Origin of the sequence: Polaribacter sp. Asnod6-C07 (assembly GCF_045063625.1) — a bacterium.
Taxonomy (GTDB): Bacteria; Bacteroidota; Bacteroidia; order Flavobacteriales; family Flavobacteriaceae; genus Polaribacter; species Polaribacter vadi_A.
Window position 1 is genome coordinate 550,730 of record NZ_JBEFOF010000005.1, and the last position, 24,382, is coordinate 575,111.

A 24,382-nucleotide genomic window follows, 5' to 3' on the forward strand; every position below is an offset into this window, starting at 1 on the left:
TTTTACTTTTTATATTGATGTGGATTTTCTCTAACTCCTTTCTTAAAAACCTTTCTTACAGTACTTCTTAAAGTATTATCTATTTGCAGCAAAGAATCCTTTATTTTTTCTGATGGTTTTGCTCTAAAGGTTGTAATATGAAAAGTATCTGAGTCAAAAATTGGTTTATCAGAAAAATAATAATTAGACACACAAGTTCTTACATTTTCTTCAGATATTTTAGAAACTGAATGCCAAGAATTACTATGCGTTGCCATAACAACAAGCCTATTAAATTTACTTTTTACAGTTAATGGTTTTTCTTTTAAACCATTTTGCCACAATTCTAAATTACCACCATTTTCTAATTGCCAATTTGGAGTAGCATAATACAGTAAATTTAAAACACGCCATCTATTTCTGTCTTTATCATGCGAATTATCTAAATGCGGATTTAAAAAATTGTCTTTTCCCATTAATGATAAACCTCCTGCATACAAATTTTCATCAGGAAAAATAGAAGGCAAATCACAAATTTCTGCAATAATTTCTACTACTTTTTTATCTTGAAAAGCATAAATAACTTCTTCTAAAAGATCATCGTACTTATCCATTTGATAGGCTAAATACTTAAACTCTCTTAAATTCTTTTTCTTTATTGCATCTTCAGTTTTAGGAAATTTTTTATAAATACTTTCTGCTAATTCTTTTGGCAGAATATCATCAATAAAAAAATACCCAATTTTATCTTTAGAAGATAAATACTGTTCTTTTAATACAGCTTTATTTTTAAGTAAGTTTTTATAAATTAAATGTCCTATTTCAATTCTATTCATAGCTAGATTTTAGGTAACACAAATAGCAAACTTTCATACAGCTTAAGTAAAAAACTGAAGATTTATTTATAGCTAACCTCTCAAATAAAGTATAAAATTTACCTAGAGTTTTATTCAGTTTTACCTTTTTAAGTTGATTTACAAATTTTAATAAAGTTATGTTTTCTGATGCAATTAGTTGTTCTTTTTCAATAAAAATAAGGTTTTCCATTGCCTTTTTTGTTTTAGCAACAAAAGTAGCATTATCATCTAAACCTAAATGATATACCTCATTAGTAATATGCTCAATTTTAAAACCTTTTTTGACTAATTCTAAAGAAAATAATAAATCTTCTCTTCCGTATTTTATTAATTTCTCTTCAAATTTTACTGATTTAAAAACTACTTTTTCAATTAAAAAATTAGACGTAAAAAAATACTTTTCTGCATTAGCTCGTCTTTCTTTTACAGTTATTGCTTCGTGTTTTTTACCAAATTTATAACGTAACAACTGTTTATTTTGTTGTGTATCTTCATATAATAATCCTCCACAAAAAACAGTATCTGTAACTTTAAATTTTGTAATATATTGCTTGATAAAGTCTTTGCTTTTTGGGCGAACATCTGCATCTAAAAAAAGCAACCATTTGTTTTTAGCTTCTTTAGCTAATAAGTTTCTGATAGCACTTCTGCCCAAATTTTGTGGTAAGCTTTTAAAAGTTGAATTTGGTAAAATATTTATTTTTTGGTTTTCTAAATTTAATTCAGAATTTGAAGCATCATCAAAACAAAGAATTTCGAAATTAATATTTTCTAAAATTAATTGTTGATGAAGTTCTTTAACCAGAGAAAAGGTATTGTAATTATATGTTGGTATTAATACAGAAAGCATTAAACTGTTGCTTGTTGCACTACCTCAAACAATTCTCCTGCTTCTACTTTTAATGTATTGTGTTTAAACTTTACAATTAATTGATAATCGTGAGTTGCCATTAAAATTGTTTTTCCGCTTTTATGAATTTCATTTAAAAGTCCCATAACTTCTAACGATGTTTTTGGATCTAAATTTCCTGTAGGCTCATCTGCTAAAATTAATTCTGGGTCGTTTAACAAAGCTCTTGCAATAGCTACTCTTTGTTGTTCACCCCCAGAAAGTTCAAAAGTATTTTTGTAATATTTAGATTGCATACCTACTTTATCTAAAACCTCATTTATTTTGGCTTTAATTTCTTCTTTATTTTTCCAGCCAGTAGCTTTTAAAACAAATTCTAAATTTCCAAAAACTGTTCTATCACTTAATAATTTAAAATCTTGAAAAACGATTCCTATTTTTCTTCTTAAAAACGGAATTTCTTTATCCTTTAGGTTTCTTAAATCAAAATCAACAATAGAACCTTTACCTTTTTGCAGTCTTAAATCTCCATAAAGTGTTTTCATTAAACTACTTTTTCCACTTCCTGTTTTACCAATTAAATAGTAAAAACCTCCTTTTTGAATGGTTAAATTAACCTTAGATAACACCAAATTATCTCTTTGATAGATATCTGCATTTTCTAATTGTAAAACTGGTTTTTCCATAAAAATAGTCGTTTTTACAAACTTATTAGTTTCTTATGATTTTAGCATACAAAAATTCAATAATTCTTATTTTTGCAGTAAATTATTTTGAATATTTTTTTAGACATCATCCAACAAATTAAAAAAATGTTCGTTAATTAGGTTATAACAAAAACAATTGTATGAAATTTAGTTTTAGTATAAAATCTATTTTATCATTTACTTTCTTACTATCAACTTTTGTTGCTTTTTCACAACAATCTATTGCAGAGGCTAGTGTAATTACAGACTTTAACAATGCACTTAAACTTTATAATAATAAAGCGTATGCTGCTGCACAAAAAACCTTCGAAAAAGTACAAACAGATGCCAAAGAAAGTTCTAGTTTAAAAGCAGATGCATCTTATTACGATGCAATGTGTGCTGTAAAATTAAACCAAACTAATGCAGATGATAAAGTTTTAACTTTTGTTGATGAAAACCCAACAAGCAATAAAAAGAACAAAGCATTTTTTAATGTAGGTAATTATTACTTTGCCAATAAAAAAGCAGCACATGCTTTAAAATGGTATCAAAAAGTAAATATGGATTTAATTTCTGAGGATAACAGAAAGGAATTAAATTTTAAAATGGGTTATGGTTATGTAGTTGCGAATAGACTAACCTTAGCTAAAGATCGTTTTTTACCATTAATAAACGATGCTAAATATGGTAATGATTCTAGGTATTATTATGGTTATATAGCTTACAAACAAGAAGATTATGGCATTGCAGAATCTACGTTAAAAGAAATTGCTGATAATAAATCTTACAAATCAGAAATTTCTTATTATTTGTTAGACATCAGTTTTAAAGCTGGGCAATTTGAACGTTGTGTAAAAGTGGGTCCAGAACTTTTAAAAACAGCCAAAAGAAAAGACATTTCAGAAATATCAAAAATTGTGGGTGAAAGTTATTTTAACTTACAAAAATACGAAGAAGCAATTCCTTACCTTATTGCATATAAAGGCAAAGCTCGTAAATGGAATAACACAGATTATTATCAATTAGGTTATGCCTATTTTAAGCAAAACGATTTTGAAAACGCCATTAGTTATTTTAATAAAATCATCACTCAAAAAAATGAAGTATCACAAAATGCATATTATCATTTAGCTGAATGTTATTTAAATATTGATAAGAAAAATGAAGCTTTAAATGCGTTTAAAACCGCAAGCGAAATGACATTTAGCTCTAAAATTCAGCAAGATGCTGCTTTAAATTATGCTAAATTGAGTTACGAAGAAGGTAACCCTTTTGAAAACGTTTCTGATGTTTTACAGAATTATCTAAAAAAATATCCAAACTCAACTTCTTATAACGAAATTAATGAATTGGTAGTTTCATCATTTTTACATCAACAAGATTATCAAGGTGCATTAGATTATTTAAAAAAGAAAAAATCGCAAGAAAATTTAACACTAACATCAGAAGTTTCTTTATACAGAGCAATTCAGTTATTTAATCAAAAGAAATTACAACAATCTCTACCTTATTTTACAACTGCTAAAAGTGCAAATGATGCAGAAATTTCTCAAAAAGCAAATTATTGGGAAGCAGAAACTCTGTATCGTTTAGAAAATTATACAGAAGCTTTAGCCAAATTTAAATCAGCAAAAAACAATTTAACATCAATAAATAAGGAAGAATTTTCTTTGATAGATTATAATATTGGTTACACTTATTTTAAACTAAAAGAATACGAAAATGCAATTAATTTTTTTAATCGTTTTTCTAAAACTAAGGTTGATGATGAAGTTTTAATTGATGATGCATTTATACGTTTAGGAGATAGTTATTTTGCATTAAGAAACTACTCAAGTGCCATTAATAATTATAAAACTGTAGTTGATAAAAATGGTGCAGAAGCAGATTATGCACAATATCAAATTGGTATGAGTTATGGTTTTCAAAACCAAAATGATGCTAAAATTGATGCATTATCCAAAGTAGTAAATAAGTATAGTAATTCTACTTTAAAAGATGATGCATTGTATCAATTAGCAAATACTTATACCAAAATAAAAGACAACAGAAAAGCACACCAAGCTTACGATCGTTTGTTAGCAAAACATCAAAAAAGTGCTTTTTTACCAAGAGCTTTAGTACGTCAAGGATTATTGTATTATAATGAAAATCAGAATGCAAAAGCTTTAGAAAAGTTTAAATTGATGGTGAGTAAATTCCCAAATTCTTCGGATGCTTTAGAGGCTGTAAGAAATGCCAAAAACATTTATGTAGATGAAGATAATTTAGATGGTTATGTTGCTTGGACAAAAACTTTACGATTTGTAAATGTTTCTGATAATGAATTAGAAAACTCAACTTTTGCAATTGCAGAACGAAAATACTTTGAAGGTAAAAATGATGGAAGTATTTTAAGTCTAAAAAAATATTTAAGAAATTTCCCAGATGGTAAAAACAGTTTAAAAGCGAACTATTACTTAGCAGATATTTTGTTTAAAGAAGGTTTATTTAACCAAGCTGCAGATAAATATAAAGTAGTTTTAGAAGCTGGCCAAAGTGAATTTAGCGAAGATGTTTTGGCTAAATTATCTCAAATATATCTACAAAAAGAAAATCTTAATGAGGCTATACCTTTGTTAGAAAGATTAGAACTTGAGGCTTATGTATCAGAAAATATTTTGTTTGCTCAGAGTAATTTAATGAAAGCATACTCAAAAACAGAATCTTATTTCTTGGCTATAGAATACGCTGAAAAAATATTGAAAAAAGACAAATTAGATGATAGTTTAGAATTAGATGCAAAAATTATTATTGCAAGAGCATCTTTTTTAAATCTAGATTTACAAAAAGCGCAAGAATATTATAGTGTTGTAGAACAAGAAGCAACAGGAGAGTTAAAGGCAGAAACCTTGTATTACAATGCTTACTTTAAAAATTTAGAAAACGAGTTTGAAGCATCTACCAAAGTTGTGCAAGAATTAATTGCAAATTATTCTGCTTATAAATATTGGGGAGTAAAGAGTTATGTAATAATGGCTAAAAATTATTACAGTTTAAAAGATGCTTACCAAGCAACATTTATCTTAGAAAACGTAATTAAAAACTTTACTCAGTTTGATGATATTGTAAAAGAAGCTCAAATAGAACTCGATAAAATAAAAGAAAACGAAGCCAAAACCAATAATTCTATAACTCCACAAAATAAAAATTAATGAAAAAAGGCTTAATCATATTTTTAATTTTCTTTGCATTGTTAGTCACAAATGCACAACAAACAAAACCTGTTGTTGCAAAAGACACCGTAAAAACTGAGGTTGTAGAAGTAATTACTACTTACAATCCAGAAATTGCAGATGCTAACAAGATTCATAAAAACCCTGTTGTAAATTTATCAGACAACAGCAAAAAGAAAAAACTGACTTATAACATTTTTTCGGCTCCAGTTGCATCTACTTTTATACCAAAAAGTGGTGTTGTAAAAGGTATAGATGTTGGTGTTAAAGAACGTATTTACGACAATTATATAGCTGCTGGTTTTGGCAATTTTACATCTCCTTATTTTGAAGCGTATTTACATAATTACACTCGTTTTGAAAGTGAAATTGGTGTTTCTCTTAAATACGAAGCTTCTTTAGCTAACATAGAAAACACAGACTTAGACAGCGATTTTTCTAATCTTTTAGCCAGTGTTTCTTACGAACAAGAAGAGCGTTATTTCGATTGGAAATTAATTTTAAACACAGAATTAAACAATTACAATTGGTATGGTTTACAAGAAAATTCTTTTGCACCAAGTACTATTCAAAATATAGAAGAAAACCAAGCTTATAAGTTTTTTAATGCAACTGGTGAAGTAGATTTTTTAGATTCTTATATAGATAAAAGTGTTTTGTCTTTGTCTTATTTTATGGACGATTATAAAAGCAGTGAGTTTTTTATAAACCTAAATACAAATTTTGATTTGCCTATTGATTTTATTAGTAGAAGTCTTAATAATTTACAATTAAAAACTTCTGTAGAATTATTAAATGGCGAATTTAAAAGCGATTATACTAATGATACTGCTTTAAAATACTCCATTTTTACTGCTAAATTAAATCCAGAATATAATGCCACTTTTGGTGGATTTTCTGTAAAATTAGGCGCAAAACTTTTTGGTTCTTTTGATGCTGAAAATAGTGTGAATAATGTTTTGGTTTACCCAGATATTAAGATTCAAAAATCAATAATAACAGAAAAACTTAATGCTTACGCAGGTGTTGTTGGTGATTTTAAAACCAATACTTACAAGAAATTTACTGAAGAAAATCCTTATGTTTCTCCTACTTTGTTCATTACCCAAACAGCAGAAAAATACAATGCTTTTTTAGGTTTTAATGGTGTAATTAATAACGATCTTAGTTTTAATTTATCAGCAAGTTTTAAAGAAGAGCAAGACAAGGCTTTATTCATCAGAAATAACTCAAAATCTAATGGCACTAATAATTTTATAAACGGTGTTGCTTTACAAGGTTTTGAATATGGCAATTCTTTTACATTAGTTTATGACGATGTAAAAACAACATCTTTTTTAGCAGAATTAGAATATGATTTAACCAAAAGAATTACACTTTCTACCAACGTTCAATTTGATAGTTATACAATGAGTTCTCAATTTGAAGCTTGGAACTTACCAACAATACAAGGTGCTTTTATTGGTAAATACAAAAGCAATAAATGGTATGCAACCACAAATATATTTTATGTTGGCGAAAGAAAAGACGTTATTTATGCATCAACTTCACCATCGGCTGTAAGTGCCATACAAACTTTAGATGCCTTTGTTGATGTTAATTTGAATGGAGGTTATCATTTTAACGATAAATTCTCAGCTTTTTTAAGATTAAATAATGTTCTAAATTCAGACTACCAACGTTTTGGAAACTTTAATGTGCAAGGTTTTCAAGTATTAGGAGGTATAACTTATAAGTTCGATTTTTAAATCCCTATTACTTAAAGTTTTAAATAGTTTAAGTTATTTAAAAAAGATATAAGTTAAAATCACATTTTTCTTATATTTACGACTATGCTTTATTACATTATAATAGCTTTTCAAGCTTTTTGTATTTTTCACGTTTATAAAAGTAGAAACGAAACCTATTGGTACTTTGTTATCTTTTTTGTACCTGTAATTGGCTCTTTAGTTTACCTTTTTATGCACATACTTAATGGGGCTAATTTAAAAAGTTTAACAGATGCTGTAGATACTGCTTTAAACCCTACTAAAAAGATTAAAGAACTAGAAAAGAGGTTAAGTTTTTCAGAAACCTATCAAAACCTAATAGATTTAGCAGATGCACATAGAGACAATAAAGATTTTGCATTAGCAATACCCTATTATGAGAAAGCTTTAGAAGGGAATTACAAAAACAATCCTCATACATTAAATAAAGCTATAAAATGCTATTTTGAATTAAAGGATTATAACAAAGTAAAAGCTTACGCAAGTAAAATAGATTTAGACAAATCCTTTAGAAGTTCTCTTTATATTTATGCTATTTCTTTAGAAAAATGTAACGATTTTGATGAAGCTGAACATCAATTTAAAAAAATTGACAAAAGATATTCTAATTACCCAGAAAGATTAGAACTATCAAAATTTTTTATTAGAAGAAACAAAAAGGAAGAAGCAAAAATTGTTTTAGAAGAGATTATTGCTGAAATAAATAATATGATAGAAGTAAATCAACGAAAATATAGATACATCTATCAAGAATCTAAGAAATTATTAAAGGAAGTTTAATTCCTATTCAAACTCTACATCACATGAAAAAAATTATATTTTTAATACCCTTTTCTTTATTAATCTTTTCTTGTAATAAAAGCATAGAAAAAAAAGAGAATTCCAATCTGCTTTCTATTGCAGAAAAAACAGATTCTACAAACATTAAAACTATTTTTAATTCTGCTTTAACAGAAGGTAAATCTTATGAGTGGTTAAGAGACTTAACAAAAAATGTTGGTGGTAGATTATCTGGTTCTCCAGAGGCGCAAAAAGCTGTAGAATGGGGAGAAAAGTTAATGAAAGAAGTAGGTTTAGATTCTGTTTGGTTGCAACCAGTTATGGTACCTCATTGGGTTCGTGGCGAAAAAGAAGTAGCAACTTACACAACAAATGGAAATCAGAAAAATGTGCCAATTTGTGCTTTAGGTTTTTCTGTTGCAACACCAAATTCTGGAGTTTTAGCAGAAGTTATTGAGGTTAAAAGTTTAGAAGAAGCTAAAGCTTTAGGTAATAAAATGGAAGGTAAAATTGTGTTTTTTAATCGTCCTTTTGATGATACATTAATCAATACTTTTAGAGCTTATGGAGGTTGTGTAGATCAACGTGTTAGAGGTGCAGCTATTTGCGGAGAGTTTGGAGCAAAAGGTGTAATTGTACGTTCTATGACTAATTCTATTGATGATTATCCACATACAGGAACAATGAGTTATGGAGATTTACCAATAGAAAAACACATACCTACTGCAGCAATTAGTAGTAAAGCTGCTAATATTTTAAGTGATGATTTAAAAGCAAATCCTAATTTAAAATTCTACTTTAAACAAAGTTGTAAAACTTTACCAGATGCCCCTTCTTTTAATGTTGTTGGTGAAATAAAAGGAGAAAAAACACCAGAAAACATTTTTGTGGTTGGTGGTCATTTAGATTCTTGGGATTTAGGTGAAGGTGCTCATGATGATGGAACAGGAATTGTACAGTCTTTAGAAGTTGCTTATCTGTTTAAAAAGAACAACATCAAACCAAAAAATACCATTAGAATTGTGTTTTTTATGAACGAAGAAAATGGAACAAGAGGTGCTAAAAAATATGCTGAACTAGCAACTTTAAACAAAGAAAACCATATTGGAGGATTAGAATCTGATGCTGGTGGCCATACACCAAGAGGTTTTTCTATTGATGCTAATAGTGTAAACACAGAATTGTTACAAAGCTGGAAGAAATTACTTTCTCCTTATGGTTTACACGATTTAGACAAAGGTGGTTCTGGTGCAGATATTAGCCCATTAAAAGGCGAAAATGTAACTTTAGTAGGTTACAGACCAGATTCTCAACGTTATTTCGATTATCATCATACAAGTAGAGATACTTTTGATAAGGTTAATAAAAGAGAATTAGTTTTAGGTAGTGCATCTATGGCAAGCATTGTTTATTTAATGGATAAATATTTATACTCAGATTCGCCAGTAAAACTTTAAAGTAATTGAAAATAAGAGTCCTAATATTAAAAATTATTTATAGTTCACTTTCCTGCTTCGCAGGAATTATGAATTTAATTAAACCTAAGCTTTTCAAACACTTTGTTTCAATTTTATTACCTAAAAAAGAGAATAAGTACACTGCTGGTATTATCGAATTTATTTTAGGTTTAGGTCTTTTATTTAGAGCAACTGTAAAATATTCAGCATTAAGTATAATTATATTATTCATTCATATATGGAATGTAACAAAAGTAAAACCTGAAATAGGTTAAAAGAAATTAGAAATCATTAGAATTCCACTTCAATTTATATTAATCTATAGAATATATTTTGTGTATATTCACTAATTATTTATGATAAAAAATATCCCCATCTTATTTTTAACACTATTACTGTTTTCTTGTGGTAAGGAAAAGGTAGACTTAATTGTCTATAATTCTACCACCTACACAATTAATGACCTTTTTCAAAAAAAAGAGGCTTTTGCAGTAAAGGACGGGAAATTTGTTGCTACTGGTACTGATGAAGAAATTTTAGACAATTACATTGCTTTAGATACTGTAAATGCACAAGAAAAAGCAATAATACCTGGCTTAATAGATGCACATTGTCATTTTTACAGAATGGGTTTACAACAACAAAAAGCAAATTTAGAAGGCACAAAAAGTTACGATGCTATTCTAGATACTTTAGTAGCATACCAAAAAGAAAAAAATGTAAGTTTTATAACTGGTCGTGGTTGGGACCAAAATGATTGGGAAGTAAAAGAGTTCCCAACTAAAGAAAAATTAGATGCTTTGTTTCCATCAACTCCAGTTGCCATTACAAGAATAGATGGCCATGCATTATTAGTAAACCAAGCAGCCCTAAACTTAGCAGGTATTAATAAAGACACTCCTGTAACTGGTGGAGAAATCATTACTAAAAACGGAGTAATGACTGGTGTTTTAATTGATGCTGCTATGGATTTTATAAAAATACCAGAACCAACAAGACAAGAATCTATTGACGCTCTTTTAGAAGCTCAAAAGATCTGTTTCTCTTATGGATTAACAACTGTAGATGATGCAGGTTTAGATAAAAACACAATCGATTTAATTGATGACTTACAAAAGAAAAATCAATTAAAAATGCGAATTTATGCAATGGTTTCTGGTGATAAACAATCGCAAATTGATTACTATATAAAACAAGGAATTTACAAAACAGACAGATTAAATGTACGATCTTTTAAAGTCTATGGTGATGGAGCTTTAGGCTCTAGAGGTGCTGCTTTACGTGAACCTTATTCTGATAGAGAAAATCATTTTGGAGCTTTAATTTATACTCCAGAAAGATATAGAGAAATTGCCAAACAAATTGCTGCTTCAGAATTTCAAATGAACACACATGCAATTGGTGATTCTGCAAATACTTGGATGTTAAAAACCTATAAAGAAGCTTTAAAAGACCAAGAAGATAGACGTTGGCGAATTGAACATGCACAAATAATATCTAGTAAAGATTTTAGAAGTTTTAACAACATTATACCTTCTGTACAACCAACTCATGCAACTTCAGATATGTATTGGGCAGAAGAAAGGATAGGCAAAGAAAGAATGAGAGGTGCATACGCTTATAGAAATTTATTAAACAGATATGGAAAAATTGCTTTAGGTACAGATTTTCCTGTGGAAAAAGTAAATCCGTTTTTAACGTTTTACGCTGCAAGACATCGTAAGGATTTAGAAGGTTTTCCAGAAGAAGGTTTTCAAATTGGTAATGCTTTAACAAGAACTCAAACTTTAAAAGGGATGACAATTTGGGCTGCACATGCAAATTTTGAAGAGCAAGAAAAAGGAACAATTGAAGTTGGTAAATTTGCAGACTTTGTAATTCTAAGTCAAGATCTTATGAGTATAGATGGTAATGAAATACCTAATACAAAAGCAATAGCTACTTATTTAAATGGAGAAAATGTGTATACCATAAAAGAAGTAGTTAAAAAGAATGAAGAAGAAAAGGAAGAAAAAATAATAGAAAACGAAAAAACAGAATAAATTTAAACTTACTTATGAAATCCTATTTATCAATAATAATTTTAGCACTTACATGTATTTCTTGTTTAAACTCTGAGCCAATAGATGAAAATCCTGTTGATTATGATGCTTTAAACGAAATTGAAATTCAAGATTATATTACTGAAAACAATTTAAATCCAGAAAAAAGTGATTCTGGTTTGTATTATATCATAAAAGAAGAAGGTGTTGGAGTTTCACCAACAATTACATCTAATGTAACTGTATATTATAAAGGTTATAACACAGATGGTGTTGTTTTTGATGAAAGTTCTGAAGATGGTGCAACCTTTAATTTAAATCAATTAATTACTGGTTTTTCTGAAGGTATAACTTACTTAAAAGAAGGTGGTGAAGCTACTTTAATAATTCCTTCTAAAATTGGCTACCCTTATTATTCCTATTCTTCTTTGGCAGGAGAAGTGGTTCTTTTCGATGTAAAACTTATAACGATTAATTAAAAAAATATAAACTCTATATTATTTTTTTAACCCTAAAGTTATTAACTTAAAGATAAAACCCCAATCTAGGAATCAAATTTATTCTCAATCAGAAAATACATAGTTATTCTCAATAAAACATCTAAAAAACAATCATTAATTCATTTTTTTAGCAATTAAAATATAATTACTATATTTGGTTAACCAAATTGGTTAACCATTTATTAATTATTAACTTAAAACTAAAACTATCGAAAAAATGATTACTTTAAACTTACTAAAACAAAAAAAAACACTTTTTAACACATTACTACTATTTTTAAGCTTCACAATAGCTGCGCAAGAAACAACAAGCAATACAGAAATAAGTGGTGTAACTGCTGTCTCTGCTTTTGATGAAGAAGTTACTGACACTAAAAATAACGTGAAAGAACGCATTGTTGATAATGATGATGATACTGATTGGGCAGGAAACTTAGGTAATGCTACAGGTGAAGCTTCGTTAATTTTTAACTTAGGAGCTACTTATAATTTAGCTGAAATTCAATATTTAACTCTAGCTAAAGATGATCCTTATGGTTTTCAATTATTAGTTTCTTCTGATGGTACTAATTATACTGATGTATATGGAGGAGCTAAACAACAAAGTAATATAGATGGCACTTACAAACAGTTTATTTTGCCTAGTGTACAAAATAGTATAACTCATGTAAAACTAATTTGTTATGGTAGAATAAACGCAACTACAGAAGCAAACTCAAGTGCTTGGAACACTATTAGCGAATTACGTTTTTACCAAGAAGGTGCTGTAGCTTCTGTTGAAGAGAAGGAATTAAATTTAACCCAATTATATCCAATACCTACAAACAATCAATTACAAATAAATGATGTTAGCAATAAAGTTAGCAAAGTTGAAATCTACAACTTACTAGGTAAAAAAATTATATCTAAAAAAATTACTAATACAGTTCAAACCATAAATACATCTGAATTATCTGAAGGTATTTACCTTGTACTATTATCTAATGAAAATAATATAAGTACAACAAAAAAAATTATAATACAGCATTAAATTTAAATTGTTCCCTTTTTTTTTACGTAAATAAAAGCAAAAAGCGAAACTTAAAAAGTTTCGCTTTTTTGATTTATAATAAAATAAATAGTAATATTATTTAAGATCTTGCAATAAAACCTCAACAGCTTTTTTAAGTTGATCATCTTCATTCCTTGCTTTCCAACCTGGTTTGTTTTCTACTAAAACATCTGGTACTGCTGGCCCATGTTCCATATTTAATCCAGATTCTTTAACGTACCAAGCTCTATATGGCATTCTAATAGAACCATCTTGCAAACGATGACTACCTGTAGAAATTACTGCTCCAAATGTTGGCTGACCTACTAATTTACCTAATTTTAAGCTCTTAAATGCGTGTGCAAAAATCTCTGCATTAGAATAACTACTTTGATTAGATAATGCTACTAAAGGTTTAGTATTAACAGATAAAACAGCTCTTTCATTATAAGGATAGTTTTCTTTATACTTTAAATTATTTTTCTGAAGATTATCTGTAGCATCTCTTGGCACTGTATAAGCATGTTGCTGATAAGTTAAAACGGCTAATAATCGATCAGTGGTCCAACCACCTCCATTATTTCTAACATCTATTACAATACCTTTTTTACCATAACCACTTGCTTTTAATTCACGCTCAAAACGCTCAAAACTTGGCAAGTTCATTCCTTGAATATGAATATAACCTAACTGTCCATTAGAATATTCATCAACTAATTTTTTACGAGAATTTATCCATTCTTCATAACGTAAACTACTAATAGTTCTTGTAGATTCTGTTCTTACTACAACCTCTTTTTTATCAGCTAAAGTTAAAAGAATTTCATCACCAGAAGTATTTCTTAAAACACTATAAAAATTTGTGTTTTTACCAATTTTCTTTCCATTTACAGCAGTAATAACATTACCAGTACTTAAAGAAACATTTGTTTTTGTTGCAGCTGAATTTGGTAAAATATAATCAATTTTAACACCATTATTTACATTAGAAACTGCTAAACCTAAAAGACCAACTTTATCACTAGAAACTTCTTCTGGAGAACTACCTCTGTACCCCATATGACTTGCATTCAATTGTCCAAGCATATTATTATACATAAAAGTATAGTCTTGTTTTGTAGCTGCAGATAAAACCCAAGGAGTATATCTTTTAACAATCTTATCCCACTCATAACCATGATATTGTGGGTCGTAAAAACCTGCAGTTATTGCTCTTACTCCTTCATAAAAAACTTGTTCGTTTAATTTATCATTATAAACTGTATAAGTTGCAGAGTGTGAAAAAGAAGCAACCTTATCACTCTTTAAACTTAAAGATTTTAATTTCCCTCTAGATGAATAATACAAAGTACCTTTGTTTAAGCTATTGCCACCAACAAAAGTTACACCTTTAACTTCTTTAGGAGTACCTCCTAATAAATCTACTTTATAATATCCATTGCTTCTAGTTGCTGGATTTGTTGCAGAAATATAAATACTTTTACTATCTGCACTAAACATAGCTCCATATTCATTACCTGCCCAACTTGTTAATTGCACTAATCTATCATAAATTTTATCTTCATCTATCTTAACAACAACCTCTTTTTTATCTTTCTTTTTATCTTTCTTTGGTTGATAATAATCACCTTCTTTATAATCAGATCTCGTTTTTTCCCAATCAGATTTTTGCAACCAAACCATCCAAGTATCATAATTGATACCTCCTCTATCTCCTGCTCTATTAGAAACAAAAGAAAGTTTTTTACCATCAGGACTCCAAACTGGTCTAGAATCTGACCTTGGATGCATAGAAATATTCATCTTTTTTGATGGATTTTCTATAGACTGAATATAAATTTCGCTATCAAAATCTAAATCTGATTGAGAGTAAGCAATGTATTTACTATCAGGACTCCAAGCAACACTATTTGCAGCAGCCCAAGTATCTGAATAACTTTTTGGTTTGTCTAATTTCCCATCATTTACATCTGCAATAACTAATTGACCTCTACCAATTCTGTAGGCTAATTTCTTTCTGTTTGGAGATAAAATAGGTTCAAAAACATCAATTTTACTTTTAGTAAGTTGAGTTACTTTTATTTTTAAACTTCTATTTAAACTCACGTTTTCATCCGTAGAAACAACTTTATACAGTTCATTTTGACCACTTCTGTCAGATAAAAAACCTAAAGTATTATCATCAATCCAAAAAGGGTTATCATCTCTAAAAGGATGATTACTTACATTATTCGCTTTTGTTTGGTCTTTGTTGTTTTCTTTTACAAAAATTTCTCCATTAATACTTAAAGCGATTAATTTTCCATTAGGTGATACACTTAAATCTCTAATTCCGTCTGAAACTGTTTTTGTTTCTTCTAATTCGAATCTATTATCTGTAGCTAAATTTAAGTTTACTTTACTAGATTTTCCGTTTTGGATTTTAAAAACTTCAATTCCACTATTGTAAACAATTGTACCAATATTACTTACTGAAAAAGATAAAACTCCATCAACTTTTAAATTTGTTAATTGAGTTTCAGAACCAGATTTACTACCATTTGCATTTAATGATGTTTTGTAAATATTATATCTACCACTTTCTGAACCTATATAATACAGATTGTTATTTGCATCCCAAAGTGGAGTATGATCGTTCTTTTTACTAGTTGTAATTTGATGATATTGTTTTGATTTTATATTATAAATCCAAATATCTCTTTGTGCAGGGCCATTATAATCTTCTCTAGAAATTCTACAAGTTCCTTTTACAAAGGCAACAAAATTTCCATTTGGAGAAACAGAAGCTTGACTTCCTAAAGCTTCCATAAAACGAGTTGGTGTTTCTCCTTTTTCGTTAATTTTATAGATAGAAGACTCTCTTTCTGTACCTTTAAAAATTCGGTTACTAGAAAAAATAATATCTCCATTTGCATTCCACTGACTTGGAGTATCTGTTGTTGGATAGAAGGTTATTTGATTTGGTACACCACCATTTAAATCAGTTTTAAAAATATTTCTACTTCCTTTTCTATTGGACATAAAAATAATTTCGTTGCTTTTGGTATTCCAGATAGGATTACTCTCATAAGCTTGATGAATGGTTAATCTATTAGTTTGATTAGTGTTTAAATCTAACACCCAAATATCTCCATGATAACCAAATGCCATTTTAGAAGCATCAGGACTAATGGTTGGTGTTCTTACCAACGAATTTTGGGCGTTTAAAAAAGTTAAATTACAGAGAACTGCAATGAATAGAATAGTTTTTTTAGTCATTTTATTTGAATTTAAAACAACTAAGTTAGACTATATTAAGACCGGTTCTTAAATTTCGAAAATTGTTTAAGACTGTTTTAAGTTTTATTTAACTAATTATCGGTTTTATAAAACCATCAATAGAGGCAACTCCGTTTTTCCCTAAATTTTTAATAAAAGCAGAACCTATAATTGCACCATTTGCATAATTACAAGCTGTATTAAATGTTTGTTTATCAGAAATACCAAAACCAACAATTAGATTACTTTTTAAATTCATTGCTTTAATTCTTTCGAAATAAGCAACTTGTTTATTAGAAATTTCTCCTTTAGCACCTGTAATTGATGCAGAAGCCACAACATAAATAAATGCTTTTGAATATGCATCTATCTTTTTAATTCTTTCTTCTGATGTGTGAGGTGTTATTAAAAACACATTTGTAAGTCCGTATTTATCAAACAATTCTTGATAATGATTTTCGAATTCCACCATAGGTAAATCTGGTAGAATTAACGTATCAATACCACAATCTACAACTTTTTGACAGAATTTATCTTCACCATATTTTAACATTTGATTTAAATACCCCATTAAAACTAAAGGTGTTTTATTGGTTTCTTTAATCGTCATTAACTGCTCAAAAACCAAATCTAGGTTAATACCATTTTCTAGTGCTTTTTGACTACTATCTTGTATCGTTGGTCCATCAGCTAAAGGATCTGAATAAGGTAAACCAACCTCAATAAAATCTACACCACTTTTTTCTAATGCAGTAATTACTTTAGTTGTATCATCTAATTTTGGATAACCACAAGTAAAATAAATTGATAATAAATTTTTATCTTTTTGTTGAAATAATTCTTTAATTGAATTCATAATTATTTGTTGTCATTCCTGCCTAGGCAGGAATCTTTTTTTAAATGTACTCATGTTAATTATGAGATTCCTGCTTTCGCAGGAATGACAGTTACTAATCTTCTAAATGTTTAATATAGGTTTCTAGGTCTTTATCTCCTCTACCAGATAAATTTACAACCACAACTTGGTCTTTTGTAAATTTAATTTTTGATAATACAGCTAAAGCATGCGCACTTTCTAGAGCAGGGATAATTCCTTCAATTTTTGTTAATTCGTAAGCAGCCGTTAATGCTTCTGTATCAGTTGCATCCATAAAATTTGCTCTTTTAGAATCGAATAAATAGGCATGCAAAGGTCCAACACCTGGATAATCTAAACCAGCAGAAATTGAATAAGGCTCTACAATTTGGCCATATTCATCTTGCATTAAAATGGTTTTAGAACCGTGAATAATACCAACTTCACCTAATTGAGAAGTAGCAGCACTCTCTCCAGAATTTACACCTAAACCAGAAGCTTCTACAGCAATTAGCTCTACTTCTTCATCATCCATATAATGATAAAAAGCACCAGCTGCATTAGAACCACCACCAACGCAAGCTATAATTGTATCTGGGTTTTCTTTACCTGTTTTTTCTTTTAATTGCCATTTTATTTCTTCAGAAATAACAGCTTGTAAACGAGCAACCATATCTGGATATGGATGTGGACCAACTACAGAACCAATTAAATAAAAGGTTTCTGGATGCTGAATCCAGTATCTTATAGCTTCATTTGTAGCGTCTTTTAAAGTTTTACTTCCACTTAATGCTGGAACTACTTTTGCGCCTAACATTTTCATTCTAGCAACATTTGGTGCTTGACGCTCAATATCTTTTTCGCCCATAAAAACAGTACATTCTAAGCCCATTAAAGCACAAACTGTAGCAGTTGCAACTCCATGCTGACCTGCGCCTGTTTCTGCAATAATTTTAGTTTTACCTAATTTCTTAGCAATCAAAATCTGACCAATTGTATTGTTTACTTTATGAGCCCCTGTATGATTTAAATCTTCTCTCTTTAAATAGATAAAAGCACCATATTTCTCTGACAAACGTTTGGCTAAATACAAAGGACTTGGCCTACCAACATAATCTTTTAATAAAGATTTATATTCGTTTTGAAATTCATCAGATTCGATAATTTTAATATAATTATCTTCTAACTCTTTTACATTTGGATATAACAATTCTGGAATAAATGCTCCACCAAATTGTCCATAATATCCATTTTTGTCTGGCTGAAATTGTGATTTCATATTTTTATTTTTTGTAATTCCGAATTACGAAACAATCTCCTAATTAATCAGCAGATTATTTTACTACGTTCGTAATGACGTTCTTTTTAAACTCTTTTAATTCTTCTATTTTCTTTCTACCTGGCTCCATTTCAAATTTACTATTTACATCTAACGCGTAAATGGGTAAATTTGTTTTTCTTACTATTTGGATTTGTTCTATATCTTTTGGACCAATTCCACCACTTAAAAAGAAAGGTTTACCATAAGGATATTTTTCTAAAACAGACCAGTCAAATTTTGTTCCATTACCTCCTCTTTCTTTACCTTTTGTATCAAACAAAAAGAAATCAACAACATCTAAATACGGTTTTAAAACATCAAAATTAAATTCGTCTTTAATTCCAAAAACTTTAATTATTTCAACTTCATTTTTCGAGATATAATGTTGATTTTTCTTCTTTTTAATCTGCTTGTTTTCTTCAATAAACAAAGCTCTGTTTTCTGATAATTGTTTCTTTAATTTGATAATATATTCTACAGATTCATCACCATGCAATTGAATAGCATCTAATCTATATTCTTCTACTAGCGAAATAACAATCTCTACATATTCATTAACAAAAACACCCGTTTTTTTAATCGAATTTGAAAATTCTGGAATAATGCCTTCAAAATTTCTTTTGGATTTTTCATAGAAAATAAACCCTAAATAATCAGGATTTAATTCAGCAACTTGCTGAATATTTTCTACATATTTCATTCCACAGACTTTCAGTTTCATACTTATCTAATTTGACTGATGAACTCTTGACAAGCTTCTCCAGGGTTTTCTTCTTTCATAAAATTCTCACCAATTAAAAATCCTTGAAACCCAAATTCTTTTAAACCAGTAATAATTTTTGGGTCAGAAATTCCGCTTTCTGAAACCTTAATACAAGTATCAGGAATTTGATTTGCTAATTTTATAGAGTGTTCTAAATCAACTTCAAAAGTTTTTAAATTTCTGTTATTGATTCCGATAATTTTGTTATCTAAATCATTAATTTTATCTAAATCTTCTTGCGTGTGCACTTCATATAAAACACTTAAACCCAAATCTGTAGCAAGATTTCCGTAGTTTTTTAACTCTGCTGATGTTAAACAAGAAGCAATTAATAAAATTACATCTGCACCAATTGCTTTAGCTTCTACAATTTGAAAAGCATCAACCACAAAATCTTTTCTTAAAATCGGTTTTTGTTGATTGATTGTTCTTGCCTCCATTAAATCTGCCATTGTTCCACCAAAAAAAGAAGTATCTGTTAAGATAGATTGCGCAGCAACATTTGCATCTAAATACCCATTAGTTACTTCTGCAATGGTTGCTTTATCATTGATTATTCCTTTGGAAGGAGATTGACGTTTAAACTCGGCAATAATTCCTGTTGAACCAACTTCTAGTAAAGCCTTTTTTAATGAAAAAGGTGTTCTATCAAAATTAGGACTTTCTACTAATTTCTTAATAGGAACTTCTGCTTTTATTTTAGCAATTTCCTTCTTTTTAAATGCGATTATTTTATCTAAAATTGTCATTATTTTCAATATTTGTCATTTCGACTTTTTGGAGGAATCTTATTATTATTTTTAGATTTCTCAACTTGATTTCATTTCGTTCGAAATGACATTATTTATTTAATTTTTTATTTCTATATCTAAGAAAAAAGTAAACAATTACACCTACTATTAAACCAATAATCATTTGTTTAAAAAGATCTTTGGTTTGAATTCCTATAGCTGTTCCCATTAATAAGAAAGCAGGTATTATCAAAATTATATTGTTTTTCTTTTTTGCCATTTTAAATATTTACTAATTTATCTAAGGTCTGTTTTGCTTTACCTCCAAACAAAGAACTTTTTGCTTCTTCAAATGCAGTTTCAAAAGACTTTTGACCATCAACAATCGTTAATGCAAATGCAGCATTTGTTAAAACCACATTATTTTGTGCTTCAGTACCATTTCCCTCTAAAATAGATTTAAAAATTTTAGCAGCATCAGCTACAGAATTCCCTCCAAAAATATCAGACTGTTGTAACCTTTTTTGCCCTAAATCTTCAGGAGTTATCAATTGTTCTCCTTTTTTATTGAATAATTTAAATCCGCTTGTTAGCGAAATTTCATCATAACCATCTAAAGCGTGAATAATTCCGTAATTGATATTTTCTTCTTCTTGTAAAATGTAATTATACAAACGTGCAACTTCCAAATTAAAAGTACCTAACATGTGGTTTTGAGGAGAACTCGGATTTACCAAAGGTCCTAACATATTAAAAAACGTTTTTAACTTTAACGCTTTCCTTGTTGGTCCAACAGCTTTCATTGCTGGATGAAATTTTGGTGCGTGTAAAAAACAAATGTTTGCTTTTTCTAAATGTTCACGTAAAATATTTTCATCATTTGTAAAATTGTACCCAAAGCTTTCTAACATATCTGAAGAACCAGATTGAGAAGACACAGAATAATTACCGTGTTTTGCCACTTTTTGACCTGTACCTGCAACTATAAATGATGTTAATGTTGATATATTGAATGTATCTTTTCCATCACCTCCAGTTCCAACAATATCAATAGTATTGTAATCTGATAAATCTACTTTTATAGCTAATTCTTTTAACGCATCTCTAAAACCAGAAAGTTCATCTGCAGTTATAGGACGCATCATAAAAACAGTCATAAATGATGCTAAATGTGCATCATTATATTTTTCTGCAGCAATATCTTTTAAGATTTGTTTTGCTTCAGATTTAGACAATCTTTCGTGATTGTATAATTTATTTAATATGTCTTTCATAAAAAAGTCCCTTTTAATTTCTCTCTTAGGTAAAATTAGGATGGGCTATTTGCATTGATAAAATTAGTTACCAATTGCTCCCCAACATCTGTTAAAATAGATTCTGGATGGAATTGAACCGCAGAAATATTAAAACGCTTATGTTCAATTGCTTGAATTAATCCATCTTCATCTCTTGCAGTTACTACTAACTCAGGAGGAAAATCTATATCTGTTGCAGCCCAAGAATGGTAACGTGCTGCTAAAAATGTTTCAGGAACATCTTTAAAAATTTCTGCTTCTGTATTTACAACTCTCATTTCTGTAGCAACCCCATGAAAAACATCTTCTAAATTGATAATGGTTCCTCCAAAAACTTCTGTAATTGCTTGTAAGCCTAAACACACTCCAAAAATTGGTTTAACACCTGCATAGGTTTTAATTACATCTTTTAAAATCCCTGCTTCGTCTGGAATTCCTGGTCCTGGAGATAACATAATTATATCGTAGTTACCTACATCTGCAATACTGATTTCATCGTTTCTAAAAACTGCAGGAAATTTTCCTGTAATTTTTTCTACCATATGAACTAAGTTATAGGTAAACGAATCGTAATTATCTAAAATTAATATTTTCATTTTAAAAAGCTTTTGGCTTTTGGTTTTTGGCAACTAGCTAAAAGCTAACAGCAAATAACTAAAAGCATTCTTTAAATATTTTCCGCTAAAATCAACGCTTTTTTTAACGCTGCTAATTTATTATTTACTTCTTGTAATTCTTTTTCTTCATCAGAATGAATTACGATTCCTGCTCCTGCTTGGTAATATAAAGTCTTGTTTTTACTTACAAAACTACGAATTGCAATCGCTAAATTTACAGAACCATCAAGACCAATAATACCAACTGCTCCACCATAAAAACCTCTAGATTGATTCTCGTATTTATCAATTAACTGCATTGCTTTGTATTTTGGTGCTCCACTTAAAGTTCCTGCAGGAAAAGTATCACCTACAATTTCTATCGGATTTCCTTTTAATTGACCAGAAACTGTAGAAACTAAATGAATTACATGACTAAAATACTGTACTTCTTTAAAAACCTCAACTTCTACCTTATCTGCGTGTTTACTTAAATCGTTTCGTGCTAAATCTACCAACATTACGTGTTCTGCAGTTTCTTTTTTATCTGCGGATAATTTTTTACCCAACTGAATATCTTTTGCCATATCACCAGTTCTTCTAAAAGTACCTGCAATTGGATTGATAGTTGCTTTACCTGCAGAAATTTTAATTTGTGCTTCTGGTGAAGATCCCATTAATTTAAAAGAACCATAATCAAAATAAAATAAATATGGAGATGGATTTATAGAACGTAATGCTCTATACACATTAAATTCATCACCTTTAAATTTTTGTTGAAATTGGCGAGATAAAACTAACTGAAAAACATCTCCTCTTTTACAATGAGATTTTGCTTTTTTTACATAATCAATAAATTCTTCTCCTTTTACATTTGATGTCTCATCACCAACAATATCAAACTTTTGAGTATTAAAAGTTTGTGCATCTATAATTGTCTGAATTTCCTTTATTCTTGATTCAGTGCCCTGTTCTATATTTTCTATCAATGTCATTTCATCATTAAAATGATTGATAGCAATAATAAATCTGTAAAAACTATATTGTAATAGAGGAATTGCAGAAGGAGCATCAGCAACAGATAATTCAATATTTTCAAAATACTGAACAGAATCATAAGTTGTATAACCATACAAACCGTTAAATGATTTTAATTCTGCAGGACAATCTAAAGCGATTGATTTACTATAATTTTCGAAAATAGTATTGAAGTTTCTACCAATTTCTTGATTTTCTAATTCAACTCCATTATGCGAAAAACTTAAATAATGATTTTCTGCTTTTATAGAAACCACAGGCTCAATAGCTATAAACGTAAAACTTTCGTCTTTACTATGATAATCTGAACTTTCTAGCAAAAGTGTATTTGCATATTTATCTCTAAAACGTAAATACAAACCTACAGGAGTTATTGTATCTGCAATTTTAGTTTTGTGAATGGTTTTAAACTGTATTTTTTTCATTTTTATGCTGAAATAGATTCAGGATCTTTTTATTTTTTTGCTGATATAAATTCAGCATAAAAAAAGGCTTATCGTGAGATAAGCCTTTTTTTATATTTTATACATATAGGATTAGTTCTCACTTATTAGATAAGAGAGTTCCACCACCAAGTATTGTTTATTATTTTCTTCATACTGAATTACAAATGTAAAGAGCTATTTCTTTTTGCACAAATTTTATTTTATCTTTTTTTCTCTTAATTAGACTTTTTAAAAGAAAAATTCAATAAATCGTTTTCGTACTTACATTTACATATGTTAATAATCATTTTAATTAAATATTATAACAGGTTAAATGAAATCTATTTACAATACCAAACAAAAAACTTAAATTTGTAACTCCAAACAACGTGTTTGATTTGAATTTACTGAATTAATGTCTACACCAATGATTTATCTTATAAATTATTGGTGTTTTCTTTTAAAAACTAATTAATTAACGTGGCAGACACAACAATTCTATATATATTTGCTACCAATTAATAATGATTATGAATAATAACAACAATAATAATTTTAATAATCCTAATTTTTAGGATTGGAAGGTTGTTGTTTAGAAATATATAAATAAAGCCTTCCGATTTCGGAAGGCTTTACTTTTTAATTAAAAGCAATATTAAGATGAGTAAAATTATGACAGTAGACATATTGTCTAGTATTAAAGGAGCTCAGCCATCTGAAGCTGTAAATAAATTATTTGAGGTAATTAAAAATGCCAATTTAACGAATAACAATTCTTTTAAGAATAATCATAATAATGCTGTTTCTCTAGATGATTTGAGAGAGGATGTTGTAATAGACAGCCCAAAAGAAGAGAAAAAAATAATTATTGAAAATTTCCCTAAAGAAAAAAACGGCTATTTAGTTGTTTCTAAAGTGATTGAAGAATAAA

Annotated in this window: 21 protein-coding genes; 9 read left to right on the plus strand and 12 right to left on the minus strand. The window is 28.7% G+C overall.

Annotated features, from left to right (window positions below):
* Window positions 1-2: 2 nt before the first annotated feature.
* The 3 genes from ACJJVK_RS02410 to ACJJVK_RS02420 are packed head-to-tail and all read right to left on the minus strand — an operon-like array spanning window position 3 to window position 2,372.
* Window positions 3-815, minus strand: a complete 813-nt coding sequence (locus tag ACJJVK_RS02410; protein ID WP_405562769.1) for a 2OG-Fe(II) oxygenase — start codon at window positions 813-815, stop codon at window positions 3-5.
* On the minus strand, window positions 808-1,686 hold the full coding sequence (locus tag ACJJVK_RS02415; RefSeq protein WP_405562772.1) for a glycosyltransferase family 2 protein: 879 nt from the start codon (window positions 1,684-1,686) through the stop codon (window positions 808-810). Before ACJJVK_RS02415 ends, ACJJVK_RS02410 begins: the two co-directional genes overlap by 8 nt.
* A complete protein-coding gene (locus tag ACJJVK_RS02420; protein ID WP_405562774.1) occupies window positions 1,686-2,372 on the minus strand; it encodes a cell division ATP-binding protein FtsE in 687 nt (228 codons plus the stop codon). Before ACJJVK_RS02420 ends, ACJJVK_RS02415 begins: the two co-directional genes overlap by 1 nt.
* A gap of 161 nt (window positions 2,373-2,533) precedes the next feature.
* Here ACJJVK_RS02420 and ACJJVK_RS02425 point away from each other — a divergent pair, with 161 nt between their 5' ends.
* The 8 genes from ACJJVK_RS02425 to ACJJVK_RS02460 all read left to right on the plus strand — a co-directional run bounded on the left by ACJJVK_RS02425 (window position 2,534) and on the right by ACJJVK_RS02460 (window position 13,168).
* Complete coding sequence (locus ACJJVK_RS02425) at window positions 2,534-5,569, plus strand: tetratricopeptide repeat protein (RefSeq protein WP_405562777.1); 3,036 nt, start codon at window positions 2,534-2,536, stop codon at window positions 5,567-5,569.
* Window positions 5,569-7,338, plus strand: coding sequence for a hypothetical protein (locus tag ACJJVK_RS02430; RefSeq protein WP_405562779.1), 1,770 nt, complete (start codon window positions 5,569-5,571; stop codon window positions 7,336-7,338). The genes ACJJVK_RS02425 and ACJJVK_RS02430 overlap by 1 nt, the downstream gene beginning before the upstream one ends.
* An 84-nt stretch (window positions 7,339-7,422) precedes the next feature.
* A complete protein-coding gene (locus tag ACJJVK_RS02435; RefSeq protein WP_405562782.1) occupies window positions 7,423-8,139 on the plus strand; it encodes a hypothetical protein in 717 nt (238 codons plus the stop codon).
* Between the two features lie 23 nt (window positions 8,140-8,162).
* Window positions 8,163-9,596, plus strand: coding sequence for a M20/M25/M40 family metallo-hydrolase (locus ACJJVK_RS02440; protein ID WP_405562784.1), 1,434 nt, complete (start codon window positions 8,163-8,165; stop codon window positions 9,594-9,596).
* A 68-nt stretch (window positions 9,597-9,664) separates the two neighbouring features.
* Entirely contained in the window at window positions 9,665-9,871 is a 207-nt protein-coding gene (locus tag ACJJVK_RS02445) for a hypothetical protein (RefSeq protein WP_405562787.1), read from the plus strand.
* Window positions 9,872-9,952: 81 nt separating this feature from the next.
* A complete protein-coding gene (locus ACJJVK_RS02450) occupies window positions 9,953-11,638 on the plus strand; it encodes an amidohydrolase (protein ID WP_405562790.1) in 1,686 nt (561 codons plus the stop codon).
* Window positions 11,639-11,652: 14 nt separating this feature from the next.
* On the plus strand, window positions 11,653-12,117 hold the full coding sequence (locus ACJJVK_RS02455; protein WP_405562793.1) for an FKBP-type peptidyl-prolyl cis-trans isomerase: 465 nt from the start codon (window positions 11,653-11,655) through the stop codon (window positions 12,115-12,117).
* 238 nt (window positions 12,118-12,355) lie between these two features.
* Complete coding sequence (locus tag ACJJVK_RS02460; protein ID WP_405562795.1) at window positions 12,356-13,168, plus strand: T9SS type A sorting domain-containing protein; 813 nt, start codon at window positions 12,356-12,358, stop codon at window positions 13,166-13,168.
* Window positions 13,169-13,264: 96 nt separating this feature from the next.
* Here ACJJVK_RS02460 and ACJJVK_RS02465 read toward each other — a convergent pair whose 3' ends face one another.
* The 9 genes from ACJJVK_RS02465 to ACJJVK_RS02505 all read right to left on the minus strand — a co-directional run bounded on the left by ACJJVK_RS02465 (window position 13,265) and on the right by ACJJVK_RS02505 (window position 23,451).
* Window positions 13,265-16,426 (minus strand): S41 family peptidase, encoded by a 3,162-nt coding sequence (locus ACJJVK_RS02465; RefSeq protein ID WP_405562798.1) that lies wholly within the window; start codon window positions 16,424-16,426, stop codon window positions 13,265-13,267.
* Between the two features lie 88 nt (window positions 16,427-16,514).
* On the minus strand, window positions 16,515-17,282 hold the full coding sequence (gene trpA / locus ACJJVK_RS02470; protein WP_405562801.1) for a tryptophan synthase subunit alpha: 768 nt from the start codon (window positions 17,280-17,282) through the stop codon (window positions 16,515-16,517).
* 94 nt (window positions 17,283-17,376) lie between these two features.
* Window positions 17,377-18,561 carry a tryptophan synthase subunit beta gene (gene trpB, locus ACJJVK_RS02475; protein WP_405562804.1) on the minus strand — a complete coding sequence of 395 codons (1,185 nt, stop codon included), beginning with the start codon at window positions 18,559-18,561 and terminating at the stop codon, window positions 17,377-17,379.
* A 55-nt stretch (window positions 18,562-18,616) separates the two neighbouring features.
* Window positions 18,617-19,324: a phosphoribosylanthranilate isomerase gene (locus ACJJVK_RS02480; protein WP_405562807.1), complete on the minus strand. Its 708-nt coding sequence runs from the start codon at window positions 19,322-19,324 to the stop codon at window positions 18,617-18,619.
* A gap of 2 nt (window positions 19,325-19,326) precedes the next feature.
* Entirely contained in the window at window positions 19,327-20,115 is a 789-nt protein-coding gene (gene trpC / locus ACJJVK_RS02485; protein ID WP_405562809.1) for an indole-3-glycerol phosphate synthase TrpC, read from the minus strand.
* Between the two features lie 91 nt (window positions 20,116-20,206).
* Complete coding sequence (locus ACJJVK_RS02490; protein ID WP_215992902.1) at window positions 20,207-20,377, minus strand: hypothetical protein; 171 nt, start codon at window positions 20,375-20,377, stop codon at window positions 20,207-20,209.
* A gap of 1 nt (window position 20,378) precedes the next feature.
* The gene (trpD, locus tag ACJJVK_RS02495; protein ID WP_405562812.1) at window positions 20,379-21,371 is read right to left on the minus strand and encodes an anthranilate phosphoribosyltransferase; all 993 of its coding nucleotides are present in this window, start codon (window positions 21,369-21,371) and stop codon (window positions 20,379-20,381) included.
* A gap of 35 nt (window positions 21,372-21,406) precedes the next feature.
* Window positions 21,407-21,988 carry an anthranilate synthase component II gene (locus ACJJVK_RS02500; protein ID WP_405562814.1) on the minus strand — a complete coding sequence of 194 codons (582 nt, stop codon included), beginning with the start codon at window positions 21,986-21,988 and terminating at the stop codon, window positions 21,407-21,409.
* 71 nt (window positions 21,989-22,059) lie between these two features.
* Window positions 22,060-23,451 (minus strand): anthranilate synthase component I family protein, encoded by a 1,392-nt coding sequence (locus tag ACJJVK_RS02505; protein ID WP_405562817.1) that lies wholly within the window; start codon window positions 23,449-23,451, stop codon window positions 22,060-22,062.
* A 660-nt stretch (window positions 23,452-24,111) separates the two neighbouring features.
* Between ACJJVK_RS02505 and ACJJVK_RS02510 the strand changes: the two genes are divergently transcribed.
* Window positions 24,112-24,381: a hypothetical protein gene (locus tag ACJJVK_RS02510; protein ID WP_215992898.1), complete on the plus strand. Its 270-nt coding sequence runs from the start codon at window positions 24,112-24,114 to the stop codon at window positions 24,379-24,381.
* The last annotated feature ends 1 nt before the right edge of the window (window position 24,382 follow it).